A 19,183-nucleotide genomic window follows, 5' to 3' on the forward strand; every position below is an offset into this window, starting at 1 on the left:
GGGCTCACCTCTTCCCATCTCGAACAGAGAAGTTAAGCCCAATCGCGCCGATGGTACTGCATTTATGTGGGAGAGTAGGTCGCCGCCTTTCTTAATTCTGATACAATCAGAATATTACAAACCTCATGTCGAAAGATATGAGGTTTTTTTATGCATTAAAATTAAATAATTGGTGACTTTTTGAACTTTGTTTAGGATAAAAAAAAGGGGGATTAAGAATCAAGTCCATAAATTAGGATCAATACCAAATGTTGTGGAATTTAGATTTTAAGCATAAATATTAGTTAATCTAAACAGGAGAATTCTATATTTCTTACACCTCTAAATTGTGCTCTAAACGCTTTGATTTTGCGTTAAAGGATTTTGCATAAGCATTTGTACTTCTGTTATCAAAATAATTGAGTATATTTTGATAATGTATCGGCATTGTTTTAGAGATACTATTGAAACTTTTAAATTTTGACTTCCTCGCTTCTTTATCCCATTTTGCAAATCTTATTTAAAAAAGCAGCAAAATTACTAGTAAATCTAGTGTTTTTTGCTACTAACTGTCAATCTTTTACAACGCTTTTCTTTAAACTTTATTCTACCCAACGCCGTCTAATAACATGTAGAAAAACGTTTTGCTTCGGTTTGGAAAATCTTGAATAGTCGCTTCCGGAAAAAAACCTTTAGAGCTTAATTTTAGTCTTTTAAATTCTTCAGGAATCGTATTTAATTCTGTGAAATGGAATTGAAGTTCTCATTGTTTTATTTCATGTTCGGTTGGTGTAAAAGAATCAACAAGCATTTCTGGTAATAGTAATTTAGCAAGTTCAATTGAAGTATCCAAAATAGAAATAATTTAAAGCCAAAGTTCTTAATTTTTAATTTACTTCACTACTTTTAGTATTGATCCATAAATCATATATGCAAAGTTGAGCGTTTAAAAAGAAAGAATTCTATGTTCCTCACAGTTCTATATTGTGCTCTAAAAGGCTTAACTTTAGTAATAAGAGATGCTGCAGAAGCATTTATGCTTCCATGATCAAAATAGTTGAGTATACTTTGATCATGAATAGACATTTTTCTAACGATACTATTGAAACAGTTAAACTTTGATTGGCTCACCTTTCATCTCATTTAGTAAGCCTAGTTAACCGATAGTTATGGGATTAAGAGGAAATATGGGAGTAGAGTATCTTTTATAGAGGTCAGTAGTTAGTCAAAAACAAATTATATGTAACTAACTACTGACCTCTAAAATAAAAATTCTGAATAGTTAGTTTACTTCAAAAATTTTGATATTTATTCTTGCATTCTCAATAAAAGAGGACTTACATATTTTATGAAGCACAACTAATAGAGAGTGTTTTAAGTATTGGTTAAAAAGGTCTGCAAGAGAAGGGTGAATAAGTAAGTATTCATAGATTTTTTTATCAAATAATAAGATCTTTTAATTATTGGACTTACTAATTTATTAATAATTTTATGAGTAGAATCATGAGTACCAAACTACCCTTTTTATTATTTATTTTATGTGAAGGGATATATTTGGTCTTATTAAATTTTTGATAAGGTTAAATTTTAGCCAAGTAAAATTACTATTTGTTAAAATTTTTCTATATTTGTAATTCGTATGAAACAAATTTCACATAAAATAATATCAACTGTATTGGCCTTTGTAGTCTTATTTTCTACAATGTCATTTACATTTAGTATGCATTTTTGTGGAGACACACTTGTAGAAACGGCTATGTTTCACAAAGCAGATGGTTGTGGAATGGAAATGGATAAATCTTTAAATGAAGGGTGTGCTATTACCAATGATAATTGTTGTAATGATGAACAATTAGTAGTTGATGGTCAAGACGAATTACAACTTCAAACAGCCCAAGTTTCTTTCGAACAACAAATATTTATAGCTTCTTTTGTATATTCTTATATCAACCTTTTTAAGGGGTTAGATAATGATGTACCATCATTTTTAGTCTACAAATCACCTCTCGTCACTAGTCAAATCTTTAAACTTGACGAGACTTATTTAATTTGATTTTTAAACAGTAGTTTATTTTATCCTATAGCTATAGTGTTATAAGGATAATTTCGTGTATTCGGTGTTTTTTCAGCACCAATTTATAACTGTTTAATAATCAAAACTAATGCTAAATAAAAGTATCAAATTTTTAATAGAAAATAAACTTGTTGCAGTTTTATTACTCCTTCTTTTTGTTGGTTTAGGAACTGTAAATGCTCCGTTTAATTGGGATACAGGCTTCTTACCAAGCAATCCTGTAGCTGTAGATGCTATTCCAGATATTGGAGAAAACCAACAAATTGTCTTTACAAAATGGGACGGTCGTTCTCCGCAAGATATAGAAGACCAAATTACGTACCCTTTAACGACCTCTTTATTGGGGATTCCCGGAGTAAAAACCATTAGAAGTTCTTCTATGTTTGGTTTTTCAAGTATATATATCATTTTTGAGGAAGATATTGAGTTTTACTGGAGTCGTAGTCGAATTCTCGAAAAATTAAACTCTTTGCCAAGTGGTTTACTTCCGGAAGATGTTAATCCTGCTTTAGGACCGGATGCAACTGGTTTAGGTCAAATATTTTGGTACACCTTAGAAGGTCGTGATACAGACGGAAATGTAACTGGAGGCTGGGATTTACAGGAATTACGTAGTATTCAAGATTATTATGTAAAATATGCTTTATCTTCTGCGAGTGGTGTTTCTGAGGTTGCTTCTATTGGTGGATACGTTAAAGAATATCAAGTAGACGTCAATCCAGAATTGATGCGACAGTATAATATTAGTTTAAGTCAGGTTGTAAAAGCGGTTAAAGAAAGTAATAAAGATATTGGTGCACAAACCTTAGAAATTAACCAAGCTGAATATTTGGTTCGTGGCTTGGGGTATGTAAAATCTGTTTCTGATATTGAAAATGCGGTTGTTGCTTCAGAAGATTTTACAGCGATTAAAATAAAAGATATTGGTAAAGTTTCTTTAGGGCCAGCAGCTAGACGTGGTATCTTGGATAAGGAAGGTGCAGAAGTTGTAGGTGCAGTTGTGGTTGCAAGGTATGGGGCAAACCCTATGGAGGTTATTAATAATGTTAAAGAGAAAATTAGTGAATTAAGTGCAGGTTTACCATCAAAGGTTTTAGAAGATGGGCGCACTTCTCAAGTTACAATTATTCCTTTTTATGATAGGTCAGAATTAATTCAAGAAACATTAGGAACACTAAATGAAGCTTTAACCTTAGAAATCTTAATAACTATTTTAGTGATTATTATTATGGTATTTAATTTACGAGCTTCCATTTTAATTTCCGGCCTACTGCCAGTTGCTGTACTAATGGTATTTATTGCCATGAAGTTTTTTAATGTAGATGCAAACATTGTTGCGCTTTCTGGAATTGCAATTGCCATTGGTACTATGGTAGATGTTGGCGTCATACTATCTGAAAATATTCTTAGACACTTAGATGAAAATGATGATAAACTACCAATAAATACGGTTGTTTACAACGCAACGACAGAAGTTTCTGGAGCTATTTTAACAGCTGTAATGACAACTATCATCAGTTTTATTCCAGTATTTACAATGATTGGTGCAGAAGGAAAATTATTTAGACCCTTGGCTTTTACCAAAACCTTTGCTTTAACAGCCTCTATAATTGTAGCCTTATTTTTAATTCCGCCTTTTGCAGCGTTTTTATTTAGAAAGAAAACCATAAAAAAGAATTTTAATTATGCTGTAAATGGAGTTTTGATTGTATTGGGAATTGTTACCATTATTTCTGGTTATTGGTTAGGAATCATTCTAATTGCATTTGGAGTTTCAGGTGTGTTAAAACTTCAGGAGAAGATTAGTGAAAAACGAGCGAATCTATATAATATTATAATCTCTTCGTTAGCGATTGTATTTCTTTTAGCAGAATATTGGAGACCCTTAGGAGTTGATAAAAGTATCTTTTGGAATCTTATTTTTGTAAGTCTTATTTGCTTCGGATTGTTAGGTGTTTTTACTGTTTTTAGAAGTTACTATACACGTATTTTAAGATGGTGTTTAGATCATAAAATTTTATTCTTATCCATACCAACTGCTATTGTTATTGCAGGTGTTTTTATCATGAAAAATACAGGAAAAGAGTTTATGCCCTCTTTAAATGAAGGCTCATTTTTATTAATGCCAACCTCGATGCCACACTCTGGTGTAGTAGAAAATAAACGAGTATTACAGCAATTAGATATGGCTGTAGCAAGTATTCCTGAAATTAAAACGGTTGTTGGTAAAGCAGGTAGAACAGAATCGGCTTTAGATCCTGCTCCTCTGTCTATGTACGAGAATATTATTCAATATAAACCAGAATATATGTTGAATGAATACGGAGAGCGCCAACGTTATAAAGTAAATGATAATGGCCTGTTTGAATTGAAAGACGGAAGGTTAATTTACAATGAAAATTTAATCATCAATTCGAATGCTTTAGAGAACAAAACTGCAACTATTTCGACAGTTCTTAATGTGTCTAACCAACAGTTAATAGAAGATGAATATGGTGAGTTCTATAGAAATTGGCGACCAGAAATTAATTCTCCAGATGATATTTGGAATGAGATTGTAAGAGTTACAAAATTACCAGGTGTTACTTCTGCTCCTAAATTACAACCTATTGAAACTCGATTAGTGATGTTGCAAACAGGTATGCGTGCACCAATGGGAATAAAGGTAAAAGGGCAAGATTTAAAGCAAATTGAGGCTTTTGGAGTTCAGTTAGAAACTATTTTAAAACAAGCAGAAGGAGTTAAGAAAGAAGCTGTTTTTGCAGATCGAATTGTAGGGAAACCGTATTTATTGATTGATATTGATAGAGAAAAAATAGCACGTTATGGTATTTCTATTCAAGATGTACAAGAGGTCTTAAAAGTTGCAGTTGGTGGTATGGTTTTAACGCAAACTGTAGAAGGAAGAGAGCGTTACGGCGTTCGTGTTCGTTATCCTAGAGAATTACGAGCAAACCCTAGTGATTTAGGACAAATTTACATTCCTGTTTCTAGCGGAAGTCCTGTTCCTTTAAGTGAATTGGCAACAATTCGTTATGAGAAAGGTCCGCAAGTAATTAAAAGTGAAGACACCTTTTTAGTTGGTTATGTTTTGTTTGATAAATTAGATGGCTTTGCAGAAGTAGGTGTTGTAGAAAACGCACAAGCTTTAATTCAGCAAAAAATTGATTCCGGTGAATTAATTGTTCCCAAAGGAATCAATTACAAATTTACAGGAACCTATGAGAACCAATTACGTGCAGAAAAAACATTGGCTGTTGTGGTGCCTTTAGCATTGGCAATTATCTTTTTGATTTTGTATTTCCAATTCCGTTCTGTCACCACATCATTAATGGTCTTTACAGGAATAGCTGTGGCATTTTCAGGTGGATTTATAATGATTTGGCTCTATGGACAAGATTGGTTTTTAAACTTTAATTTTTTCGGAGAAAACCTGCGCGATTTATTTCAAATGCATCCTATAAACTTAAGTGTTGCTGTATGGGTTGGTTTTATTGCACTTTTTGGTATTGCAACAGATGATGGTGTTGTAATGGCAACGTATTTAACGCAAACTTTTGATAAAAACACACCAGAAAACAGAAAGGAAATAAGAGCATCTATTGTGGAAGCTGGAGAAAAACGAATTCGTCCTTGTTTAATGACAACTGCCACAACAATTTTGGCATTACTACCTGTTTTAACATCTACAGGACGAGGAAGTGATATTATGATTCCTATGGCAATACCAAGTTTTGGCGGCATGTTAATCGCATTGATAACTTTGTTTATTGTGCCTGTATTATATAGTTGGAAAAAAGAATATCAACTTAAAAAAGCATCCTAATGAAAATGATAAAATTAAATATTAAAGCAGTCTTAATTCTTTGTTCTTTTTTCTTTTATCTAGAAGCGCATTCGCAAGAATTAGAAACGCTTATTAATGAAGCATTAACGAATAGTCCGGAAATTCAAAAATTTGAACTGCAGTATCGTATTGCTACTGAAAAAGTGAATGAAGTAAACACCATACCAAATACAGAGTTTGGTGTTGGTTATTTTGTGAGCGAACCAGAAACAAGAACAGGAGCACAGAGGGCTCGGTTTTCGGTAAAACAAATGTTGCCTTGGTTTGGTACCATTACGGCAAGAGAAAATTATGCGTCTTCTATGGCTGAAGCTGATTATATAGAGATTACGATTGCCAAACGTAAATTGATACTTTCTATATCTCAATTTTATTATCAGCTCTATGAAATAAGAGCGAAACAACTAGTGCTTGATGAAAACATTCAATTATTAAAAACTTACGAACGCCTTGCTCTTAACTCTGTAGAAGTAGGAAAAGCATCTGCTGTTGATGTGCTGAGACTGCAGATAAGACAGAATGAATTACAGCAGGAAAAAGAAGTACTTAGGCAAAAATCTAAAGGATTTCAAGCCGCTATAAATAGTTTATTGAATCGTGACTATGATAAGAATATCACGGTAATTGATACTTTGGAGATACCAGTTGAAGATATTTCGTTTTCATTTGATGCACTTTCTCTAAACCCAGAACTGTTAAAATATGATAAACTCTATGAATCTGTTACACAATCGGAAGTACTTAATTTACGTGAAGCACAACCAACACTAGGTTTTGGATTAGATTATATTTCAGTTTCAGAAAGAACAGATATGAATGTAGTAGATAACGGTAAGGACATTATTATGCCTATGGTTTCTGTTACAATTCCCATTTTTAACAATCGCTACAAGTCTATTTCGAAGCAAAATAAAATGCGTCAACAAGAAATTCAGTTGCAAAAAAATGCTAGATTAAATGTTTTGAAGTCAGAGTTGGCTAGAACTATATCACAACGAAATCAAGCACGTATAAAATTTAATACGCAACATAAAAACCTGAAGCAGGCAAAAAATGCAGAAGAAATTTTAATAAGAAGCTACGAAACAGGTACCATTAATTTTAATGATGTTTTAGATATTCAAGAATTACAATTAAAGTTTCAAATGAATCAAATAGAATCGGTAAAATCATATTATACAGAGACAACAATAATTAATTATTTAACTAATTAAAAAGACCGACATGAAATATATATATAAAATTAAAGAACTAAAACTATTAGTATTTCTGTTAATTTCTCAAGCTATTTTTTCACAATCTGTTGAAGGAAATGTAGACAATTTACCTGTTCATGAATATACCTTAACAATTAAGAAAGGTATGGTTAATAAAGCAGGTAAAATAGTAGAAGGAATTACCGTAAACGGAACCATACCAGGACCTGTTTTAGAATTTACAGAAGGCGAATATGCAGTAATTTATGTAAAAAATGAAATGACTGTAGAAACTTCTGTGCATTGGCACGGACTCTTATTACCTAACTTTTATGATGGGGTACCATACTTAACAACACCACCGATTAAACCGGGTACTACTTTTAAGTACGAATTCGCATTAAATCAATCTGGAACCTATTGGTACCATTCACACACTATGTTGCAAGAACAAAGTGGTGTTTATGGTTCTTTTGTTATCAAACCTAAAACCCCAACATTAGAATATGATAAAGAGCTTGTTTTAATGCTTTCTGATTGGACAAATGAAAAGCCACACAACGTACTGCGTAATTTAAAACGAGGTAATGAGTGGTACAGCATGAAAAAAGGAACATCTACACCTTTAAACAAAGTCATTAGGCGTGGTGCTTTTGGTGCACAACTCAATTTTTGGCGTCAAAGAATGGAAGGAGCCGATGTTGCAGATGTATATTACCCTGCATTTTTAATAAATGGTGAAGAAACTATAGAATACCCCGAATTTAATCCTGGAGAAAAAATAAGATTAAGAATTATTGATGGTGCTGCTTCTACATCCTTTTGGATGACATTTGGTGGTAGCATGCCTATGTTAGTTTCATCAGATGGTTTAGATGTTGTTTCTGTTTCTAAAAATAAAACTTTTATAGGAGTCGCAGAAACTTACGATTTTATAGTAACGGTGCCTGATGATGGTAAAATGGAATTTAGAATTACCGCACAAGATGGTTCTGGTCAAGCTTCAGCTTTTATAGGAAAAGGAAAAGTTATTCCGGCTATTGATGTTACAAGACCAGATAAAATTGGCATGATGAAAAAAATGGCTAAAATGGATATGAAAATGGGAGCACATGCTTTAAAGTTTCAACCAAAAAAAGATGAGCGTTATAAAATTAAAGCAGAATACGGGATGCAAATGGGCGATATGAAAGACATGAATATGTCTGAAAACTCATCAATAAAAGAAAAAACAGACCATTCAAAAATGAATCATTCTGCTATGAACATGACTAAAAGTGTTTCTAAAAACAAGTCTAGTATGCAAATGAAAGATGCTACGGTTAAAGATAGCGATATCAAAATGGGCGAGATGGCAATGTTTTCTGAGTACAACTATGATTACTTAAAATCACTAAAAAAAACCAACTATGATAAAAGTCTTCCTGTAAATGAAATTTTACTAAACCTTACTGGAAATATGAATCGTTATATCTGGAGTATGAATGGTGTACCTCTTAGTGAAGCCGATAATATTAAAATTAAAGGAGGAGCAGTTACCAGAATAACCTTTAATAACCTTTAATAACCTTTAATAACCTTACTATGATGCATCACCCAATGCATTTACATGGACACTTTTTTAGAGTAATTAATAAAAATGGTGATTATTCACCCTTAAAACATACTGTTAATGTGCCCCCAATGCAGGAAATAACAATTGAGTTTGAAGGAGATGAATATGGCGACTGGTTTTTTCATTGCCATATTTTGTACCATATGATGGGAGGTATGGCTCGTGTTGTTAGTTATGATACACCACGCGATGAGAGAATGAAAGATTTTCCGGTGTCTAATTTAATTCATGAGGCAGACATGTTTTACTCTTGGGCTATGGTAGATGCTGGGTCACACATGACTGGATTTAACTTTGTGGCATCAAATATTCGAAATCAATTTAATATTGGTGCAGAATATGGTTGGAATAAAAATATAGAAGCAGAAGTAACTTATGAACGATATCTGCATGATAATTTAAGGGTTTTTGGTGGAGTAAATATCGAAAATGAAACAGAAGGAAGCTTAGATGAAGTTTCTACAACAGCCATTGCGGGAATTCGATTTTTAACACCATACCTATTCAATCTTGATGTTCGTGTGGATCATAAATTACGTCCTCAAATTAGTTTGAGTCGCGAAATTCTAATTTTTCCAAGAACTGCAATTTTTGGTAATTATGAGTATCAAGCAGATTTTGGATGGGTAAATAATCTGTATGGAAATAACTTTGAAAAAGAAGTGGTTTGGAATGCAGGATTGGAATATTTCTTATCCCGAAACTTTTCATTAATGGCAAGTTACGATAACCGATTTGGAGCTGGAGGAGGATTATCTGTAAGATTTTAATGAAATAAACCGAGTACTAATTTAAATTTTAAAAAATGAACTATTATTTTAATAAAACAGTCAACGGAACATTTGAAGAAGTTATAGAGAAAGTAAAAAAAGTATTGAAAGAAGAGGGTTTTGGCATCCTTACAGAAATAGATATAAAAGAAACACTCAAGAAAAAACTTGATGTTGATTTTAAGCAGTATAAAATTTTAGGTGCTTGTAATCCACCATTTGCTTATAAGGCTTTGGAAGCAGAAGATAAAATAGGCACAATGTTGCCTTGTAACGTCATTGTTCAAGAAATAGGAACAGAAATTATTGAGGTGGCTGCTGTTAATCCGATGGCTTCTATGCAAGCAGTTGATAATAAAGAACTTCACACAATAGCGTCTGAGATAACATCAATGTTAGAAGTGGTAATTGAAAAATTATAAAGATTTTAATAATTAGTAAAAAATAAACAAAGATGAAAAAACTAAAAATAACAGTATTGATATTTACATTGTTAAGTCTTACAATAGTGTCTTGTAAAGACATTAAAAAGCAGGAGGTTAAAGAAGAAAACCATTCTAAAATGAACTACGATAATAGCAGTGAATTTAATAAAAAGATGGATTCAGAGGATAAATATTCTGACACAAAACAGGTAATGTCTAATTATATGGTACTTAAAGATGCTTTGGTAGCAACAGATAAAAATGAAGCGGCAAAAGCAGGAAACAAAATGGTAAGTACTTTAAAAGGTTTTGATGTTGAAGTTTACAGTGCGGAAGAGCAAGAAGAGTTAAAAGATATCATTATTGATGCTATAGAACACGCAGAACATATTGCTAAAAGTGAAATGGACCATCAACGTGAGCATTTTAAAACCTTAAGTAAAGACATGATTGATCTGATTGTTATTACTGGAACAGAAAACACACTATATCAACAATTTTGTCCGATGTACGACAAAGGTTCTGCTTGGTTAAGTATGGATAAAGAGATCAAAAATCCATATTACGGTAGCAAAATGTTAACCTGTGGTAAAGTACAAAATGAAATAAATTAAATGAAAACTGTGAAAATCATAGCATTGGTTTTATTGGTTGTTTTTGTGGGAATTCAGTTTGTGCCCAAAGAACTGAACCAAAGTAAAGCTGTGCCAAAGACAGACTTTATGTTGGTTCATAATGTGCCAAAAGCAATTCAGCATAAATTAGAAGCTTCTTGCTATGATTGTCACAGTAATAATACTGCGTATCCTTGGTATAATAAAATACAGCCTGTGGCTTGGTTTTTAGAAGATCATGTTAAAAACGGGAAAGCAGCATTGAATTTTAGTGAATGGGGTACATTATCAAATCGAAGAAAAGCAAGTAAGTTTCGATCAATAATAAAACAGCTAGAAGGTAATAAAATGCCTTTGAGTTCTTATACAGTAATTCATAGTAATGCTATTTTTTCTAGAGTTGAAAAACAGCGTGTTATTCAATATATAACTCAATTGAAAGATAGTTTATCAAATTAATTTTTAAATATCATGAAACATACATATCACATACACGGAATGACTTGCAACGGATGTCGGAGTCACGTTGAAAAAATACTTTCAAAAGTAGCAGGAGTTTCAAAAGCTACCGTCAGTTTAGAAAAAGCAGCGGCAACTATAGAAATGGAAGCACATATTCCGATAGAAACCCTTCAAGAAGCTTTAAAAAATGACGGTGGAGCCTATAGCATTCATGAGTTAGATGATAAGGACCACCTTTCGAGAGTGGCAAAGGAAGGAAAAACAATGAAACATACATATCACATACACGGAATGACTTGCAACGGGTGTCGCAGTCATGTAGAAGAAACACTTTCTAAAGTAAAAGGCGTTTCTAAAGCTACCGTCAATTTAGAGAAAGCAGCGGCAACTATAGAAATGGAAGTACATCTTCCGATAGAAACCTTTCAAGAAGCTTTAAAAAAGGATGGTGGTAGTTACAGTATTCACAAATTAGGAGCACATCAACCTAAAAAAAATAAGGAAGAAGCACCTAAAGGAAAAGGAACGGGTACATTTTATTGTCCGATGCATTGCGAAGGTGAAAAGACCTATGATAAAGCTGGAGATTGCCCTGTTTGCGGAATGGATTTAGTGGAAGAACAAAACCTAGCAACAAATACAATAGAGCAATGGACCTGTTCAATGCACCCAGAAGTTCTAAAAGAGGAGTCTGGTGCTTGTCCTATTTGCGGAATGGATTTAGTGCCAATAGAAGCCGATATTTCATCAGAAGATAAAGCTTATAAAAAGTTATTAAAAAAGTTTTGGATTGCAGTTGCTTTTACATTGCCAATATTTATAATAGCGATGTCAGAAATGATTGAAAACAATCCGTTATACAACATTTTAGAGCAAGAAAAATGGAATTGGATTCAATTTTCATTATCAATTCCGGTTGTTTTCTATGCAACTTGGATGTTTTTTAAACGCGCTTGGACCTCTTTAAAAACAATGAATCTAAATATGTTTACGCTTATCGGTATCGGCTCTGGTATTGCTTGGATATTTAGTGTTTTTGCGATGTTTTTTCCAGAAGTATTTCCGCAAGATTTTAAAACTGCAGATGGTAATGTTTTTGTCTATTTTGAAGCAACCACCGTTATTCTAACATTGGTATTATTAGGGCAGTTATTAGAAGCAAGAGCGCATAGTCAAACAAGTGGAGCTATAAAGGAACTGTTAAAATTAGTACCGGCAACAGCAACTTTAGTTACAGAAGGAGAGGATAAAGTAATTGCAATAGATAAAATTGAAAAAGGTAATTTATTACGAGTAAAACCAGGAGAGAAAATTCCTGTAGATGGAAGTATTGTTGAAGGACAAAGTAGTATAGATGAAGCTATGATTACAGGAGAACCAATTCCTGTTGATAAAGAAGTGGATGATAAAGTGAGCTCGGGTACTATTAATGGTACAAAATCATTTGTAATGAAAGCCGAGAAAGTAGGTTCAGAAACCTTACTTTCTCAAATTATCCACATGGTAAATACGGCAAGTCGCTCTAAAGCACCAATTCAAAAATTAGCAGATAGAATTGCTAAATATTTTGTTCCTACAGTATTTTTAGTTTCAGTAATAACATTTGTTGTTTGGGCAATTTTTGGTCCCGAACCAGCGTATGTTTTTGCTTTTGTAAACGCCATTGCAGTATTAATTATCGCGTGCCCTTGTGCATTAGGTTTAGCAACGCCCATGTCTGTTATGGTTGGTGTTGGTAGAGGTGCACAATCTGGTGTTTTAATCAAAAATGCAGAAGCATTAGAGAAAATGAATAAAGTAGATACGCTTATTGTTGATAAAACAGGAACGATTACAGAAGGAAAACCATCCGTAGAAAAAGTAATTTCTGTTCATGAAATAGAGGAAACAACTTTACTTCAATACATCGCATCTTTAAATCAATATAGTGAGCATCCTTTAGCAGCAGCAATTGTTAATTATGGTAAATCTAAAAAGATCATTATTTCTAAAGTAAATGACTTTGAAGCAATAGCAGGAAAAGGAGTTGTTGGTACGGTTGGTTCTAAAAAAGTAACTTTAGGAAATACGAAATTATTGGAACAGTTTTCTATTGCTATACCAGATAGTTTAATGAACAAGGTAGTTGCCGAACAAGAACATGGTAAAACAGTTTCATTTATCACTGTAGACAATAAAGCGGTAGGTTATGTTACTATTTTCGACGCTATTAAAGCAACGAGTCTAGATGCGATTAAAGAACTACAAGACAATGGCGTAGAAGTTATTATGTTGACTGGTGATAATGCCAATACTGCAAAATCGGTAGCAGAACAACTCAATCTAAAACACTATAAAGCAGAATGTCTGCCCGAAGATAAACTGAACGAAATAAAAAAATTACAAGAACAAGGTAGGGTAGTTGCTATGGCAGGAGATGGTATTAATGATGCACCAGCTTTGGCGCAATCTGATGTTGGTATCGCTATGGGAACAGGAACAGATGTAGCTATTGAAAGTGCCTCAATAACTTTGGTAAAAGGTGATTTACAAGGTATTGTAAAAGCTAAAAAATTAAGTCATGGTGTGGTTAAGAATATAAAGCAGAATCTATTTTTTGCTTTTGTGTATAATGTCTTGGGTGTACCAGTTGCAGCAGGAGTTTTATACCCAGTATTTGGGCTATTATTATCGCCAATGATTGCTGCATTGGCAATGAGTTTTAGTTCGGTATCAGTAATTGTAAATGCATTAAGGTTAAGAAACATTAAAATATAATTTATACAATCATGAAAAAATTAATACTAGTATTTGCATTGGCAGTATCAATATTGAGCTGCAAAAAAGAAACAAAGAAAACAGAAATTAAGGACCATGATAATCATGTGACAATAATTAAAAAAGATGAAACACCTAAAAAGAAGGTTTTGAGTCCGCATGCATCTGCAATGACAATGATTGGAGACGCTCATATTCATATCGATTATTCTTCTCCTGGTGTTCGAAATAGAATCATTTTTGGTGGTTTATTAGCTTATGATATGGTTTGGCAAGCAGGTGCACACAAGGCAACTTGGTTAGAAACAAACAAAGATTTAATTATTGATGGAAAAACACTTGCTGCTGGTAAATATGGTTTGTTTACAATTCCTTCAAAAGAAGAGTGGACTATCATTTTTAATTCTAATTGGGATCAGCATGGGAAAGATGAATATGACGAAAAAGAGGACGTTTTACGATTTAAAGTAGCACCAATTATTTCTGAAGCAATTACGGAACATTTGGAGTATAAAATAATAAAAGAGGACGATGGCGAAGGATCAATTTCATTGGCTTGGGAAAAGATCTTAGTTAATTTCAATTTTAAATTAAAATAATAAAATAGATTGTTAATGTAAAACCAAAAATTATGAAAAATTCAAATCAACACTCAAACAACGGAAACTACAAAAACTTCTTTGTAATGTTAGGCTTGTCATTTGTGGCAATGTATATTATTATGTACTTAAACACGTATGAAATGGACCATGTGTATTTTAGTTTAACTCGGTTTTATATGGTTTGTTTAGGCATTTCTTCTATGGCAGTAATTATGCTACTTTTTATGCTGAAAATGTATAAAAATAAGAAGAAAAATATATTAATTCTTGTTGGAAGTTTTGTGCTTTTTATAAGTGCTTTAGGTTTGGTTAGAACTCAGAAACCTATTGTTGGAGATGTTCTTTGGATGAAGGCAATGATTCCGCACCATTCTATAGCCATTTTAACTAGTGAAAGAGCAGATATTAAAGATCCAGAAGTTAAAAAACTGGCAGATGACATCATTAAAGCACAGAAAAAAGAAATTGAAGAAATGAAAGCAATGATAAAAAGATTAGAAAATGAAAAATAAAAACGGAATTATTTATATTGGTATTCTTGCTGTAGGTATTTTGTTTGGTTGGTTGCTTTTTGGAGGCGCATCAACAACTGAAACAACACACAATCATTCGGAAACAACTGAAAAAAGCCAAATGTGGACCTGCTCTATGCATCCACAAATTATGCAGCCAGAAGCAGGAGATTGCCCTATTTGTGGAATGGATTTAATTCCTGCAGAAAGTAGTGCAGAAGGCTTAATGGCAGATCAGTTTAAGTTAACTAAAAATGCAATGGCATTGGCAAACATTTTAACATCTACTGTTGGAGAAGGTAAAATGGCTAATAGCACCATTAAATTGTCTGGTAAGATTGTAGAAAATGAAGAAGCAAATACTGTTCAGGTAAGTTATTTTTCTGGTAGAATAGAAAGGTTGAATATTAGTTTTACAGGTGAAAAAATACGTAAAGGGCAATTATTGGCAAGTATTTATTCACCAGAATTATATGCTGCACAGCAAGAGTTAATAACCGCAAAATCTTTAAAAGAAACACAACCAGAATTATACAATGCCGTGCGTAATAAGTTAAAAATATGGAAACTCTCTGAAAAGCAAATAAATCAGATAGAAACTTCAGGTAAGGTGAAAGAAAATATTCCTATTTATGCAACCGTTTCTGGTACCGTTTCCGAAAAATTAGTGGCCGAAGGAGATTATATTAAACAAGGGCAACCTTTACTAAAAATAGCAAACCTCTCTACTGTTTGGGCTAATTTTGACGTGTATGAAAATCAGATCAATCAATTTAAAAAAGGACAAGACATTTCTATAACAACTAATTCTAATAAAGAGTTAAAGGCAAAAGTAGCTTTTATAGATCCTGTTTTAGATACAAAAACCAGAACTGTAAAATTAAGAGTTGTTTTAAATAATAGAGAGAATGTCTTTAAACCAGGAATGTTTGTTGAAGGAAAAATAACGGAAAGTATTTCAAATAAAAAAGAAGTAGTGTCTATACCTTCATCTGCAGTTTTATGGACAGGTAAACGGTCTGTTGTCTATTTAAAATCGAACCCTAAAGAACCTATTTTTGAAATGCGTAAAATTACATTAGGTGCTAAAATAGGTGATAACTATCAAGTGTTAGAAGGTTTAAGTAACGGTGATGAAATTGTAACAAACGGTACTTTTACGGTAGATGCTGCGGCGCAATTACAGAGCAAAAAATCGATGATGAATACAGCTGGTGGCAAAACAACAACAGGCCACGAAGGGCATCTTGATATGGAAGGTGCAACTTCAACAAAAAAAGAAGTTTATTTGAACATAAATGAAAGAATGAAAGTGTCTAAAGATTTTCAAAAGCAATTGAAAACTGTTTTTAATGCGTATATTAAATTGAAGGATGCCTTAGTAAAAGAGGATTCAAAGAACGTAATAGCAGCATCAAAAAAACTATTAGATAATTTGTCTAAAGTAGATATGACGTTATTAAAAGACAAAGAAGTTCATAACCATTGGATGTCTTTAGAAAAAGAATTAAAAGTAGCAGGCAATTCAATTTTAAATACCTCTAAAATTAAAGAACAAAGAACAGATTTTAAAATTCTTTCTTCATATTTAACCAATGCGATTGAAGTCTTTGGAATTAATGAAAAAGTGTATCATCAATTTTGCCCAATGGCAGATAGTAATAAAGGGGCTTATTGGTTAAGTAAAGAAGAGAAAGTAATGAATCCGTATTTTGGGGAAGCAATGTTAACCTGCGGAGAAGTAAAACAAGTAATAGAATAATAACAATTAAACTTTAAAATAATGAAAAAAGTAATTTTAAGTGTTGCTGTAATAGCAGCGATGACATTTACAAGTTGTAAAAACGATGCGAAAAAAGAAACAAAAACAGAAACAATAGAAGTTTCTAAAGAAATGGCAACAACAGCTGTGTCTTTTGGAGTAAGAGGAAATTGTGGTATGTGTAAAACCACCATCGAAAAAGCAGTAAATAGCTTAGAAGGTGTAGCTAGTGCAACTTGGGATGTAGATAAAAAGAAAGTTGATGTTTCTTTTGATGAAACAAAAACAACTGAAATGAGCATTCACGAAGCAATTGCAGCATCTGGTTATGATACTGATAAAGTATCTGGAAATGAAGAAGCGTACAAAGGTTTACCAGGTTGTTGTAAATACGACCATGATATGGCAATGAGTTTATCTAGTAAAATGGAGTAAGAATTCGTTCTTAAACTTCATTACAGTATATTAAAAGAGTCCTTTTTTAAGGACTCTTTTTTGTTTTATAAAAAAGTGTGTCGTACCTTAAAAACTTCACAGAATAAGAAGCCTTAAGAATTGTAACGGCGCATATAAAATAATTATTGAAGCCCAGAATCAACATCAGAAAAAATAGTATCGAAAATAATTGCAGAGAAGAAAATATCTTTGGATATTTCTTTTTTTAACGCAGACAAAAAAACTAAGAATATGAATACATTTGGAATTGGTGGTGCTACCATAGAAAACGAATTAAAAGCATTGAAACCTTTAGAAAATAATATAAAACCAATACAGAAAGAAGAATATAAACAACGAATTCATAAAGTTTGTGACTTAATGAAAGCAAACAATGTAAAAGCAATGTATGTAAATGCAGGTACAAATTTGCTGTATTTTACAGGAACACATTGGCATGCAAGTGAGCGGCTTGTGGGGGCAATTATTTTACCAAATGAAGAGGTTCATTATATAGTACCAAACTTTGAAATAGGAACTATTCAAGATTTTTTAGAAATAGAAGGCACAATTCATGGTTGGGAAGAACATGAAAGTCCGTATGCATTATTTTTTGAGGTTCTAAAAAACAACCATACAACACAAGGAGAAATTCAGGTAGACGAAACCACCCCTTTTTCTATCATAAACGGTTTAAATAAAGAAGTCCACTCTTTTTCAATACAAGTTGCAACGCCACTTATTTCTGACTGTAGAATGGTGAAATCGAAAGAAGAAATTGCTATTATTCAACATGTGATGAATATGACAATAGTCGTTCAAAAAGCAACGGCAAGAATTTTAAGAGTTGGTATTTCTACAAAAGAAGTAGAAAACTTTATTCATGAAGCGCATAAAAAAATGGGTGCTCCTGCTGGTTCTTATTTTTGTATTGTTTTGTTTGGCGTAGATTCTTCTTTTCCACACGGAGTGAAAAGCCCGAAGAACTTAGCATTGAATGATATTGTTTTGGTAGATACCGGTTGTCAATTGTATGATTATATTTCAGACATCACAAGAACTTACATCTTTGGAGAAGCAAATGAATTGCAACGCAAAATTTGGAACATAGAAAGAGAAACCCAATTAGCCGCTTTTAATGCTTCCGTTTTAAATAATACCTGTAGTTCTGTAGATGATGCTTCAAGAGTCGTTTTAGAAGCTCATAATTTAGGACCCGATTATAAATTACCAGGTTTACCGCATAGAACAGGACACGGAATCGGATTAGATATTCATGAATATCCATACATAATTAGAGGTAACAACACCAAGCTAGTAGCAGGAATGACATTTAGTAATGAGCCAATGATTTGTGTGCCTAATGAGTTTGGTATCTGTTTAGAAGATCATATTTACATGACAACAGAAGGAGCAAAATGGTTTACAGAAATTGCACATTCTATAGAAAATCCTTTTAATGTATAGTTTTTAAGATACCGTAATAGTTGTATTTTTATAAAATGGATTTATTCTCTTCAGAAAAAATAAAAAATGTGCTGCCTTTTGACGGTGTTACAAATTATCACGGACTTGTTTTAGATAAAAAGCAATGTGAGTTTTATTATCAAAAATTGATGGAAACCATTCAGTTTAAAAATGATGAAGCTCTTATTTTTGGTAAGAAAATCATTACCAAAAGAAAAGTTGCTTGGTATGGAGAGTTAGAGTATTCTTACACCTATTCTAAAATAACAAAAACGGCAAATATTTTTACCAAAGAACTATTAGCGTTAAAAGAAGTAGTAGAAAAAGAAAGTGGCGAAACGTACAATTCTTGCCTCCTGAATTTATACCATTCAGGAGAAGAAGGAATGGCATATCATTCCGACGGAGAAAAAATGCTAAAGAAAAATGGTGCAATTGCCTCTTTGTCTTTGGGTGCAGAACGTAAATTTTCTTTTAAGCATAAAGTAAATAAACAAAGAATAGATGTTCTTCTAGAAAATGGTAGTTTATTGGTGATGAAAGAAGAAACACAAACACATTGGTTACACAGATTACCTCCTACTAAAAAAGTAAATTCGCCAAGAATTAATCTAACTTTTAGAAGTATAGAGTTGTAATATTATACTTACTTTTGCAAAAAATATT

At 32.6% G+C, this 19,183-nt stretch carries 14 protein-coding genes, 1 rRNA gene and 1 pseudogene; 15 read left to right on the forward strand and 1 reads right to left on the reverse strand.

Annotated elements, in window-relative coordinates; translation table 11 throughout:
- A 5S ribosomal RNA gene (gene rrf, locus ES045_RS14990) occupies positions 1–91 on the forward strand; the annotation flags it as partial.
- Between the two features lie 222 nt (positions 92–313).
- Here rrf and ES045_RS14995 read toward each other — a convergent pair.
- On the reverse strand, positions 314–499 hold the full coding sequence (locus ES045_RS14995) for a transposase (RefSeq protein WP_223267273.1): 186 nt from the start codon (positions 497–499) through the stop codon (positions 314–316).
- A 1,119-nt stretch (positions 500–1,618) separates the two neighbouring features.
- On the opposite strand from ES045_RS14995, the gene ES045_RS15005 reads away from it, so the two are divergent.
- The 14 genes and pseudogenes from ES045_RS15005 (at position 1,619) to ES045_RS15070 (ending at position 19,155) form a co-directional block, all read left to right on the forward strand.
- On the forward strand, positions 1,619–2,032 hold the full coding sequence (locus tag ES045_RS15005; RefSeq protein WP_147117097.1) for an HYC_CC_PP family protein: 414 nt from the start codon (positions 1,619–1,621) through the stop codon (positions 2,030–2,032).
- A gap of 109 nt (positions 2,033–2,141) precedes the next feature.
- Positions 2,142–5,879, forward strand: coding sequence for an efflux RND transporter permease subunit (locus tag ES045_RS15010; protein ID WP_147117098.1), 3,738 nt, complete (start codon positions 2,142–2,144; stop codon positions 5,877–5,879).
- On the forward strand, positions 5,879–7,114 hold the full coding sequence (locus tag ES045_RS15015) for a TolC family protein (RefSeq protein ID WP_147117099.1): 1,236 nt from the start codon (positions 5,879–5,881) through the stop codon (positions 7,112–7,114). Before ES045_RS15010 ends, ES045_RS15015 begins: the two co-directional genes overlap by 1 nt.
- 10 nt (positions 7,115–7,124) lie before the next feature.
- A pseudogene (locus ES045_RS15020) lies at positions 7,125–9,481 on the forward strand (multicopper oxidase domain-containing protein).
- A gap of 35 nt (positions 9,482–9,516) precedes the next feature.
- A complete protein-coding gene (locus ES045_RS15025) occupies positions 9,517–9,903 on the forward strand; it encodes a DUF302 domain-containing protein (protein WP_147117100.1) in 387 nt (128 codons plus the stop codon).
- 32 nt (positions 9,904–9,935) lie between these two features.
- The gene (locus tag ES045_RS15030; protein WP_147117101.1) at positions 9,936–10,520 is read left to right on the forward strand and encodes a DUF3347 domain-containing protein; all 585 of its coding nucleotides are present in this window, start codon (positions 9,936–9,938) and stop codon (positions 10,518–10,520) included.
- A complete protein-coding gene (locus tag ES045_RS15035) occupies positions 10,521–10,979 on the forward strand; it encodes a heme-binding domain-containing protein (protein ID WP_147117102.1) in 459 nt (152 codons plus the stop codon).
- Positions 10,980–10,991: 12 nt separating this feature from the next.
- The gene (locus ES045_RS15040; protein ID WP_147117103.1) at positions 10,992–13,739 is read left to right on the forward strand and encodes a heavy metal translocating P-type ATPase; all 2,748 of its coding nucleotides are present in this window, start codon (positions 10,992–10,994) and stop codon (positions 13,737–13,739) included.
- Positions 13,740–13,750: 11 nt separating this feature from the next.
- Positions 13,751–14,338, forward strand: coding sequence for a DUF2911 domain-containing protein (locus ES045_RS15045; RefSeq protein ID WP_147117104.1), 588 nt, complete (start codon positions 13,751–13,753; stop codon positions 14,336–14,338).
- A 32-nt stretch (positions 14,339–14,370) separates the two neighbouring features.
- Positions 14,371–14,853 (forward strand): DUF305 domain-containing protein, encoded by a 483-nt coding sequence (locus ES045_RS15050; RefSeq protein WP_147117105.1) that lies wholly within the window; start codon positions 14,371–14,373, stop codon positions 14,851–14,853.
- The gene (locus tag ES045_RS15055; protein WP_147117106.1) at positions 14,843–16,615 is read left to right on the forward strand and encodes an efflux RND transporter periplasmic adaptor subunit; all 1,773 of its coding nucleotides are present in this window, start codon (positions 14,843–14,845) and stop codon (positions 16,613–16,615) included. The genes ES045_RS15050 and ES045_RS15055 overlap by 11 nt, the downstream gene beginning before the upstream one ends.
- Positions 16,616–16,636: 21 nt before the next feature.
- Positions 16,637–17,050 (forward strand): heavy-metal-associated domain-containing protein, encoded by a 414-nt coding sequence (locus tag ES045_RS15060; protein ID WP_147117107.1) that lies wholly within the window; start codon positions 16,637–16,639, stop codon positions 17,048–17,050.
- A 252-nt stretch (positions 17,051–17,302) separates the two neighbouring features.
- Positions 17,303–18,517: a M24 family metallopeptidase gene (locus ES045_RS15065; protein ID WP_147117108.1), complete on the forward strand. Its 1,215-nt coding sequence runs from the start codon at positions 17,303–17,305 to the stop codon at positions 18,515–18,517.
- 35 nt (positions 18,518–18,552) lie between these two features.
- Positions 18,553–19,155 (forward strand): alpha-ketoglutarate-dependent dioxygenase AlkB family protein, encoded by a 603-nt coding sequence (locus ES045_RS15070; protein ID WP_147117109.1) that lies wholly within the window; start codon positions 18,553–18,555, stop codon positions 19,153–19,155.
- Positions 19,156–19,183: the final 28 nt, after the last annotated feature.

It is taken from the genome of Polaribacter sp. IC073 (assembly GCF_007997075.1).
Classification (GTDB): domain Bacteria; phylum Bacteroidota; class Bacteroidia; order Flavobacteriales; family Flavobacteriaceae; genus Polaribacter.